We start from the raw sequence: 9,112 nt of genomic DNA, 5'->3' as shown, positions 1-9,112 counted from the left end.
TCGAAAGAAAAAGTGTTGTTTTTAGAACTGTTATTTGTTAGACTAAACATATGGATTTCCTTTGTTTCTAATGATTTTGTTGTGCTTATATCATAGAAGGAAATCCTTTTTTTGTCCAGTCATATGTCTCACCCAATGGGTGAAAATCAAAAACTTCTAGAAACCTTGATCTATCAGGGATTCTGGAAGTTTTTTTAGTTAGCTATGAATAATTCGGGTTTATCGCTCTTTGTGGCCTCTCCCTCACTGGGGACCTATATTCGTTTTTGCCCGCCCTCGCTGCAAGTTCTTTTACTTTTTGGCAAGAATTTCCTATTTTCGATCAATCTCCTTGTTTTTATTTTATCCTTGATTTTTTCCATTTTAGAAACCATTCAAGAAAAACAAAAGATTGAAGAGGAGTTGCGACTGGCTGCCCAGGCTAACCGTGAGTTAAACAGCTACCTAACTCTCTCCGAGAAAATAGCTGAGGATCGGGAGCGGAAGCGGATTGCGCGGGAAATTCATGACACTTTGGGCCATGCCCTAACCGGAATTTCAGCTGGACTGGATGCGGTGAGGGTTTTGGTGGATCGGGATCGGATTCGTGCAAAGGAGCAGTTGGACAATATCTCGGTGGTTGTTAGGGATGGTATCCGCGATGTACGGGCTTCCCTTCATAAAATGCGGCCGGGAGATTTGGAACACCACAGCTTGAAAGAAGCGCTGCTGAAAACGATTCGTGAATACGAGGCGCTGTCTAATATTGAAATCGTTCTCGATTTTCAGTGGGATCGTATTGATCTGGATATTGCCAAGGAAGATATCGTCTTTCGGATTATCCAGGAGTCGATTACCAATGCCGTTCGGCATGGGCATGCCCGCTCCATTCGGATTGAATTGCTGGAACGCCAGGATTATGTGATGATCATTCAGGATGATGGGGTGGGGTTTGAAGAGTTGTACTATGGCTACGGGTTAAGGCAGATGGAGGAACGTCTGGCGATTATTGGCGGTCGTGTTCATTTTGAGAATCGGAATGGTTTTTATACCTATGTCACCATTCCAAGAATGGGAGGAGAATATGATTAAAGTCTTGATTGCAGATGACCAAGCCTTGATTCGAGAGTCTCTGCAGATTGTTTTAGCGAGTCATGCAGATATAGATGTGGTCGGAGTGGTGGCGGATGGTCAAGAGGTCTTGGAGAAAATCCCACAGCTACATCCAGATGTGATTCTGATGGATATTCGGATGCCGATTATGGACGGTGTGCTTTGTACCAAGGAGGTCAAGGAGCGCTTTCCCCACATTAAAATTATTATCTTAACGACCTTCGATGATGATGAGTTTATTTTCTCGGCCTTAAAGTATGGTGCTTCTGGCTATCTGCTTAAAGGTGTTTCCACAGAGGAATTGTACAGAGCCATCCAAACGGTGAACCAGGGAGGAGCCATGATCAACCCGGATATTGCCAGCAAGGTTGTGCAGTTATTTTCCCAGATGGCGCAAGCTAATTTTACGATTGCAATCCAAGAGGATTGGACCGAGGAATTGAGTCTGACGGAATGGAAGATTATTCAGCAAATTGGCTTTGGGGAGTCCAATAAAGAGATTGCCGCCCACTTGTTTCTTTCAGAAGGAACGGTTCGGAATTATATTTCTGGTATTTTAGCGAAATTGAGTCTGCGGGATCGGACCCAACTGGCAATCTGGGCTGTCCAAACGGGCCTAACCCAGAGAAAGCTGTTGAAGGAGAGGGATCAATGAAGGTGCTCAAAGGGATCCTCCTGGGTGGGTGCTTGCTTTTGCTGCTTGGAGCTTGTTTTAGCCTATTCTTTCAAAAGAAGGTCTTACGGCTAGGGGTTTATGCAGGTAGTAGCTGGGATGTTCCCAATAGCCGAGAAAATAGGGTCTTAGATCAAGCGATTGAACGATTTGAAAAAGCTCATCCGGACATCCGTGTCGAATACGAGAGTGGAATTCCCAAAGAGGACTATGAAGATTGGTTGTCTGAAAAGATTCTTTTGGGGGAGCAGCCGGATGTATTCCTGGTTCCGGAGTCGCGCTTCAGTTCCCTAGCGCGTGCAGGTGCTTTCAAGCCTTTGGACGGTTTTCAAGGGAAGGAGGCAGAGGCCCTGTATTATCCGGTAGCTTATCAGTCAGGTCTTTATAAGGGGCAGAGCTTTGCACTTCCTTTGGAAAGTAATCCCATCATGATGTGTGTCAATCAGGATTTATTGGAACAAGAAGGTCTGGCTATCCCTGAAACGGCTTGGACCTTAGAGGATTTGTACAGACTCTGCCAAAAACTGACCAAGGACACCAATGGCGATGGGATTATCGACCAATTTGGCATTACAGATTACAGTTGGCAACAAGCCCTGGTGGCTTATGGTGGACAGCTTAAAAGTCAAACAGGGCTGAATTTGGATAGCTCGGAAATGCACCAAGCTTTAAAATTTATGAGCCAATTGGAAGCCTTAAACCAAAACTATCGTGTTTCGTCAACGGACTTTGACCAAGGCAAGGTTGCCTTTTTTCCCATGAGCTTAGCCCAGTATCGGACTTACAAACCCTATCCCTATCATGTGGCTAAGTATTCGACTTTTGCCTGGACCTGTGTACCCATGCCTGGGATATCAGGGGTAGACCAGGGGACCCAGGTCAAAACCTCCCTTTTGGCCATGTCTGAGAAAACAGCCCATGCAGCTGAGGTTTGGGAATTCATGACCCTGCTGTGTGCAGACCAGGAGACCCAACAAGAGTTGTTTACAAAATCCCAGGGAACCTCGTCGCTCAAAGCGGTGGTCACCAGTCCCGAGTCTCAGAAGGTTTTACAAGCTAATGTATTTGGGAGTCATGCGATCTCTCCTGAAAAATTGGATTACATGATGGAACATTCCGTCCTTGATCTGAGTCAGGATCTTGAGCAGGAACTCCTAGAGCGTATTCATTATAGGGTGGACGGAATTATCAAATCGGGTGAAGTGGATAGTCAATTACCCCGTTTACAAAGAGAGCTTGAGTTAACCTTGAGGGCTGAAGAATAGAGCTAAGGCGATTATGTGAATGAATTGATGTGAGGTCAGAATCCATTGGTGTTTAATGTGGGTTCTGACCTCGCTTTTTTTATATGACATCTGTCATATCGAACCTATCAATTGTCAGGAAGTCAAAATGACATTTGCCAATATGAAAGCGATTTCAAATAAAGTAAAATAAGAGTGAAATTTGAAGGAGGTGTGAAGATGAAGTATCTAATTTTGGTCAGCCATGGTGGTTTGGCAGAAGGTGTAAAAAGCTCCTTGAACATGTTTGCCAGCGACAAGATGGGGGAAGTGCTTGCCCTCGCTTTACAAGACGGGGAGTCTGTCGACAACTTTGCCCGACGTGTCAGACAAGAACTTGAAATAGTAGGAGTTGCTGATAGTACCTTGGTTCTTGGGGATCTTGTTGGTGGAAGTCCATTGACAACGGTTTGTAAGGTCCTTGAGGAGCGGGGGCAATTGCAGACAGCTCTTGTATTGGGAGGGTTAAACCTGACGATGGGACTAACGGGACTGGTGCTGAAAGATAGCTTGGAGGGCAAGAACCTAGCCCAGGCTATTCTGAAAGAGGCTGCTGCAGCCCTAAAAGAGTTTGAAGTAACGGTGTCGGATGAGGATGAGGACCTCATTTAAGGAATGAGCGTCAATAACGGAAAAAGGAGAAAAATATGGCAGTTACATTTGTACGAATTGATGATCGGATGATTCATGGCCAAACCGTAACCCGCTGGGCCAAGGAGTATCCCTGTGATGGATTAGTGGCTGTGAATAATGCTGCAGCAGGAAATGCCGTTTTAAAACAGGCCTATAAAGCAGCATCGGATAAGAAAACCTTTGTTTGGGATCTAGAGGCCTGGAAACAGAAGTCCCAGAAAGTCCGAGATTCGGATAGTCGTTATTTTTTAATTACCAAGAATCCACTCGATATGAAGGAGATTTTAGTCGATCAGGGCTTTGTACCCGATGATGTCACAGAGATTATTGTCGGACCAGCCAATGACCGTCCAGGTGCTATTAAACTGAGAAATAATCAATCCATTACCCAAGAGGAGGCAGAAGCCTTTGAGGCTATTCAAGCAGCTGGCTACAAGGTGAAATTTCAGTTACTACCGGATGTTTCAATTGGTTATTGGGATGATTTCAAAGAAAAATTTGGATTTTAAGAAGCTGTAGTTCATAAGGAGGTTTTATGATGACAATTTCATGGTTACAAGCAGCCTTATTAGGTCTATTTGCCTGTCTCTCATCTGTTCCCGGATTAGGAGGGACATCCTTTGGGAACTATACTTTGGGACGTCCGCTTGTTGGAGGACTTGTTTCAGGGTTAATCTTAGGCGATTTGAAGTTAGGAATTATTTGTGGTGTAGCTATGCAGCTGGTCTATATTGCCCTGGTAACGCCTGGCGGAACCGTATCTGCGGATGTTCGTGCAATTTCTTATATTGGTATTCCCCTAGCCATGGTGGCGATTCGGTCTCAAGGTTTGGCAGTCGATTCTGCTGAAGCAGCTAATTTAGCCAAATCGATGGGAACTCTGGTTGGAACTGTCGGAACTGTCTTGTTCTATGGTACAGCAACCATGAACTTGCTGTGGCAGCACCTTGGTTGGAAGGCTGTAGAAAAAGGCGACTTCAAGCGCTTGTACGCAGTGGATTGGGGCTTTCCGTGGATTTCCCATTTTGTCTTCTCTTTCTTGCCAACCCTGATTTTGTGTAAGTTGGGGGCAGATGCCGTTACAGCTCTGAAAACAGTTTTGCCTTTGGATGGTATTCCGATGAAAACCTTGTTTACAGTAGGTTCGCTCTTACCTTGTGTGGGGATCGCCATCCTTTTAAAACAGATTGTTGAAAAAGTGACGGATTTCATTCCATTTTTTGTCGGTTTTACATTAGCAGCTTCTTTAGGCTTGAATTTAGTAGCATCTGCCGTTATTTCGCTGATTTTTGCAGTTTTGTTCTATGAAATTCAAATGGCTAAAAATGCAAGAGGCCCCGTGGCTGCCACAGCTAACTATGACGACGATGACGAGGAGGATATCTAAGATGGTAAAACTCAGTAAAAAAACCTTAGGAAAATCTTTCCATCACTGGTACTATGGAAATTTAACCTGTTTCTCCCAGGAGCATATGCAAACCTTTGGCTACCTAGCCTCGATGCTACCAGTTGTCGAGGAGCTCTATGCAGACAAAGAGGATCAGGCCAAAGCGATGCGGACCTACACTGCCTTTTTCAACACAGAACCCCAACTGGGTTCCTTGATTGTGGGGATTACGGCAGGGTTAGAGGAGGCGCGTGCCAATGGGGCAGATGGTGTGGATGATGAAACCATTAACGGTCTGAGAGCCGGTTTGATGGGCCCCGTGGCTGGTATCGGGGATTCCTTGATTGTGGGAACCTTGATTCCCATTATCCTCGGGATTGCCCTTGGTTTATCAAACGGAGGATCACCACTTGGGGCAATCTTCTATATCATTGTTTGGAACCTCCTTGCGTATTTTGGAATGAAATTTGCTTATTTCAAAGGCTATGAGCTAGGGGATAAGGCAGTTGAATTTTTAGTCGGGCCAACTGGACAAGCTATCCGCAAATCAGTTTCCATTATTGGGGGCATGGTGATTGGAGCTGTCGCTGCCACATGGGTACCGGTAAAAACCGCCTTCCAATTGACCGATAATTCTGGCCAAGCCTACTTGGTTCTTCAAGACCAGTTGGACGGTGTGTATCCAGGACTCTTAACTGCCCTGTTTATTGTCCTTTGTTGGTGGCTAATGTCTAAAAAGAACCTGTCTCCCATCAAAGTAATGTTGTTTTTGGTCCTCCTTGCTTTTGTTGGTGTATTGCTTGGTTTCTTTAATCCAGGCTTGCAATAGCTAGAAAGAAGGAAGATCTATGACTGAACAAGAATTAATGCAAGGCTATGAGCAGGAAATCACTTACCAACAGCATATGATTGAGAATCTTGGTCGCTGGTTCAGTCTTTTCTTCACTCTTGCCAGTGTTGGTTTAATCTTTTTTTACTTTTTCGCTGGAAGAAATCAGCTAATCACAGTTGTGGGTTCTCTGTTCACACTATTCGGTTTCTTGGGGATGCTCCTTTTTGGTTATGGCATCTATAGGGGGCGACTGAACCTGCAAAAGGTAATACTGGATTTGGAAAGAAAGTTGACCGAAGCATGAAAATAATGGAGTTTGGGTTTTATCCCAGACTCTTTTTTAGATTTGTTTCCGAATAAACAGGTAGGAGGGAAAAAAGATGAATCGTATTTTTCTAATCGGTCGTTTAACAGGGACTCCTGAACTTCAGAAGACCCCCTCAAATCGGAGTGTGACACGTTCTAAATTAGCCGTCAAGCGGCGTTACCGGGACCAATCGGGTGAGCGGGAGTCTGACTTTATCTCGATTGTTGCCTGGGGACGTTTGGCTGAGTACATCACTAGTTATGCCTGCAAGGGAAGTTTGATTGGGGTGGAAGGGGAGCTCCGTACCCGTCGTTATGAAAAAGATGGGCAAATGCACTATTTATCCGAAGTTCTTTGCAGTGACTTTCAGCTGTTAGAAACCAAGGAGCAGCGCTTGTTACGGGAACAACGCCGGAAACAGGAACAGTTTGAGATGGTTAGTGAGGAGGGTGAGGATCTGCCCTTTTGAAGTGCGGACTTATCCCTTAAAAAACTTTGGAACAGAGGCAAGTTTTTTTCTTGACTATTGTTGACTAAATGATACAATAGAAACAGAGTTAGCAGTCATAAGAGTCGAGTGCTAAATAGTTGGAGGAAAATCTATGTTAAAACCCTTAGCAGATAAAGTTGTTGTAAATGTCATTGAAAAAGAGCAGTCTGTGTCTGGTTTTGTCTTGGCTTCGAATAGCCAGTCAGCGACCAAAACGGCAGAAGTTGTAGCCGTTGGAGAAGGACTACGTGCGCTTAATGGTGAGTTAATTGAACTGTCTGTTGTAGCTGGACAAACCGTTCTTTTTGAAGGTCATGCTGGTATCTCTGTTAAAGATGGGGATGAAGAGTTCCTCCTCATTCGTGAGTCTGATATTCTAGCAATTGTTGAGTAAGGAGTAAAAAATGGCAAAAGAGATTCAATTTTCATCAGATGCTCGCAGCGCTATGGTGCGTGGCGTGGATATGTTGGCAGATACAGTTAAGGTAACCTTGGGACCTAAAGGCCGGAATGTTGTTTTGGAAAAAGCCTTCGGTTCTCCCCTAATCACGAATGATGGGGTAACCATTGCTAAAGAAATCGAGTTGGAAGATCCTTTTGAAAACATGGGTGCCAAGTTGGTTTCAGAAGTTGCTTCAAAAACCAATGATATTGCGGGTGATGGAACAACCACTGCAACCCTCTTGACTCAAGCGATTGTCAGAGAAGGAATCAAAAACGTGACAGCTGGTGCAAATCCAATCGGCATTCGTCGCGGTATTGAAGCTGCAACAGCAGCAGCGGTTGCAGCTTTGAAAGACAATTCTGTACCTGTTTCTAACAAGGAAGCCATTGCCCAGGTTGCAGCTGTTTCTTCTCGGAGTGAGAAGGTTGGAGAATACATTTCAGAGGCCATGGAACGCGTTGGAAAAGATGGCGTTATTACCATCGAAGAATCTCGTGGAATGGAAACTGAGTTGGAAGTGGTTGAGGGAATGCAGTTTGACCGCGGTTATCTCTCTCAATACATGGTTACAGACAACGAAAAAATGGTCGCAGAATTGGATAATCCATTTATTCTGGTAACAGATAAGAAGATTTCCAATATCCAAGAAATTTTGCCACTTTTGGAAAGCATCCTACAAACCAACCGTCCACTTTTGATCATCGCGGATGATGTTGATGGAGAGGCTTTGCCAACCCTTGTTTTGAATAAGATTCGTGGAACCTTTAATGTAGTAGCTGTTAAAGCTCCTGGTTTTGGTGATCGTCGGAAAGCGATGTTGGAAGATATTGCCATCTTGACTGGCGCAACGGTTATCACAGACGATTTGGGTCTTGAATTGAAAGATGCGACAGTCGAGGCTCTAGGTCAAGCAGCTAAGGTGGTTGTTGATAAAGACTCGACAACAATCGTTGAAGGAGCTGGTGATCCAGCTGCCATCAGCAACCGTGTTGGTGTCATCAAGTCTCAAATTGAAACTACAAATTCTGACTTCGATCGTGAGAAATTGCAAGAACGTTTGGCTAAGTTGGCCGGTGGTGTTGCGGTGATCAAGGTTGGTGCTGCAACAGAGACTGAATTGAAAGAAATGAAACTGCGCATTGAAGACGCCTTGAACGCAACACGTGCAGCAGTGGAAGAAGGAATTGTTGCCGGCGGTGGAACTGCCTTGGTAAATGTGATTCCAGCAGTTGCTGCCTTGGAATTAACGGCAGATGAAGAGACTGGTCGTAATATTGTTCTACGTGCCCTTGAGGAGCCTGTACGTCAGATTGCTCTCAATGCTGGTTATGAAGGTTCTATTATTATTGATCGCCTTAAACAAGCAGAAGCAGGCCAAGGATTTAACGCTGCTAGTGGTGAGTGGGTAGACATGATTGAAACAGGAATTATTGACCCTGTTAAGGTAACGCGTTCAGCGCTTCAAAATGCAGCTAGTGTTGCTAGCCTCATTTTGACAACCGAAGCTGTTGTAGCCAACAAACCAGAACCTCAAGCTCCAGTTGGTCCAGCCATGGATCCAGGAATGATGGGTGGTATGATGTAAGGACCTCCAAAGTCGTCTATCGACAGTGAGAGGCCACAATAGCGATTAAGGAGACAAAGTCTTCGTATATATCCCAAAATAAGCAGGTCCGGTTTTTTAGCTGGACCTCTTTTTAAACCACTGGTTTCAACATTCTGGATTTCCCTGTTGGAAAATATGCTATACCCCGAATTATTCATAGCTAACTAAAAAAACTTCCAGAATCCCTGATAGATCAAGGTTTCTAGAAGTTTTTGATTTTCACCCATTGGGTGAGACATATGACTGGACAAAAAAAGGATTTCCTTCTATGATATAAGCGCACAACAAAATCATTAGAAACAAAGGAAATCCATATGTTTAGTCTAACAAATAACAGTTCTAAAAACAACACTTTTTCTTTCGA

General features: G+C 44.4%; 10 protein-coding genes and 1 pseudogene. All 11 read left to right on the top strand.

The features are described from left to right. Positions 1-216: 216 nt before the first annotated feature. Positions 217-1,071: pseudogene (locus tag E5983_RS07165) on the top strand (sensor histidine kinase); the annotation flags it as partial. Further along, a complete protein-coding gene (locus tag E5983_RS07160) occupies positions 1,064-1,747 on the top strand; it encodes a response regulator transcription factor (RefSeq protein WP_160333194.1) in 684 nt (227 codons plus the stop codon). The pseudogene E5983_RS07165 and the gene E5983_RS07160, both read left to right, overlap by 8 nt. After that, complete coding sequence (locus E5983_RS07155) at positions 1,744-3,030, top strand: ABC transporter substrate-binding protein (RefSeq protein WP_160333193.1); 1,287 nt, start codon at positions 1,744-1,746, stop codon at positions 3,028-3,030. Before E5983_RS07160 ends, E5983_RS07155 begins: the two co-directional genes overlap by 4 nt. Positions 3,031-3,228: 198 nt before the next feature. Next, positions 3,229-3,660, top strand: a complete 432-nt coding sequence (locus E5983_RS07150) for a PTS sugar transporter subunit IIA (protein ID WP_160333192.1) — start codon at positions 3,229-3,231, stop codon at positions 3,658-3,660. A 35-nt stretch (positions 3,661-3,695) separates the two neighbouring features. Further along, positions 3,696-4,190, top strand: coding sequence for a PTS system mannose/fructose/N-acetylgalactosamine-transporter subunit IIB (locus tag E5983_RS07145; RefSeq protein WP_160333191.1), 495 nt, complete (start codon positions 3,696-3,698; stop codon positions 4,188-4,190). 29 nt (positions 4,191-4,219) lie between these two features. Beyond that, the gene (locus tag E5983_RS07140) at positions 4,220-5,068 is read left to right on the top strand and encodes a PTS mannose/fructose/sorbose/N-acetylgalactosamine transporter subunit IIC (protein WP_160333190.1); all 849 of its coding nucleotides are present in this window, start codon (positions 4,220-4,222) and stop codon (positions 5,066-5,068) included. Position 5,069: 1 nt separating this feature from the next. After that, positions 5,070-5,897, top strand: a complete 828-nt coding sequence (locus tag E5983_RS07135) for a PTS system mannose/fructose/sorbose family transporter subunit IID (protein ID WP_160333189.1) — start codon at positions 5,070-5,072, stop codon at positions 5,895-5,897. 19 nt (positions 5,898-5,916) lie between these two features. Then, positions 5,917-6,204, top strand: coding sequence for a DUF202 domain-containing protein (locus tag E5983_RS07130; protein WP_160333188.1), 288 nt, complete (start codon positions 5,917-5,919; stop codon positions 6,202-6,204). Between the two features lie 76 nt (positions 6,205-6,280). Beyond that, positions 6,281-6,676 carry a single-stranded DNA-binding protein gene (locus tag E5983_RS07125; RefSeq protein WP_160333187.1) on the top strand — a complete coding sequence of 132 codons (396 nt, stop codon included), beginning with the start codon at positions 6,281-6,283 and terminating at the stop codon, positions 6,674-6,676. A gap of 133 nt (positions 6,677-6,809) precedes the next feature. Next, a complete protein-coding gene (groES, locus tag E5983_RS07120; RefSeq protein ID WP_160333186.1) occupies positions 6,810-7,091 on the top strand; it encodes a co-chaperone GroES in 282 nt (93 codons plus the stop codon). Positions 7,092-7,101: 10 nt separating this feature from the next. Continuing rightward, positions 7,102-8,727, top strand: coding sequence for a chaperonin GroEL (gene groL, locus E5983_RS07115; protein WP_160333185.1), 1,626 nt, complete (start codon positions 7,102-7,104; stop codon positions 8,725-8,727). Positions 8,728-9,112 lie beyond the last annotated feature (385 nt).

This window comes from Streptococcus danieliae, assembly GCF_009767945.1.
Lineage (GTDB): Bacteria > Bacillota > Bacilli > Lactobacillales > Streptococcaceae > Streptococcus > Streptococcus danieliae.
Note: the sequence above shows the minus strand (reverse complement) of the source record. Positions and strands in the feature narration are given on the sequence as shown.

What these genes read in the sequence shown, in the direction of transcription:
- groL (WP_160333185.1), top strand. Translation starts at nt 7,102, where the DNA reads ATGGCAAAAGAGATTCAATTTTCATCAGATGCTCGCAGCGCTATGGTG.
- E5983_RS07125 (WP_160333187.1), top strand. Translation starts at nt 6,281, where the DNA reads ATGAATCGTATTTTTCTAATCGGTCGTTTAACAGGGACTCCTGAACTT.
- E5983_RS07145 (WP_160333191.1), top strand. Translation starts at nt 3,696, where the DNA reads ATGGCAGTTACATTTGTACGAATTGATGATCGGATGATTCATGGCCAA.
- E5983_RS07155 (WP_160333193.1), top strand. Translation starts at nt 1,744, where the DNA reads ATGAAGGTGCTCAAAGGGATCCTCCTGGGTGGGTGCTTGCTTTTGCTG.
- E5983_RS07135 (WP_160333189.1), top strand. Translation starts at nt 5,070, where the DNA reads ATGGTAAAACTCAGTAAAAAAACCTTAGGAAAATCTTTCCATCACTGG.
- E5983_RS07140 (WP_160333190.1), top strand. Translation starts at nt 4,220, where the DNA reads ATGACAATTTCATGGTTACAAGCAGCCTTATTAGGTCTATTTGCCTGT.
- E5983_RS07130 (WP_160333188.1), top strand. Translation starts at nt 5,917, where the DNA reads ATGACTGAACAAGAATTAATGCAAGGCTATGAGCAGGAAATCACTTAC.
- E5983_RS07160 (WP_160333194.1), top strand. Translation starts at nt 1,064, where the DNA reads ATGATTAAAGTCTTGATTGCAGATGACCAAGCCTTGATTCGAGAGTCT.
- E5983_RS07150 (WP_160333192.1), top strand. Translation starts at nt 3,229, where the DNA reads ATGAAGTATCTAATTTTGGTCAGCCATGGTGGTTTGGCAGAAGGTGTA.
- groES (WP_160333186.1), top strand. Translation starts at nt 6,810, where the DNA reads ATGTTAAAACCCTTAGCAGATAAAGTTGTTGTAAATGTCATTGAAAAA.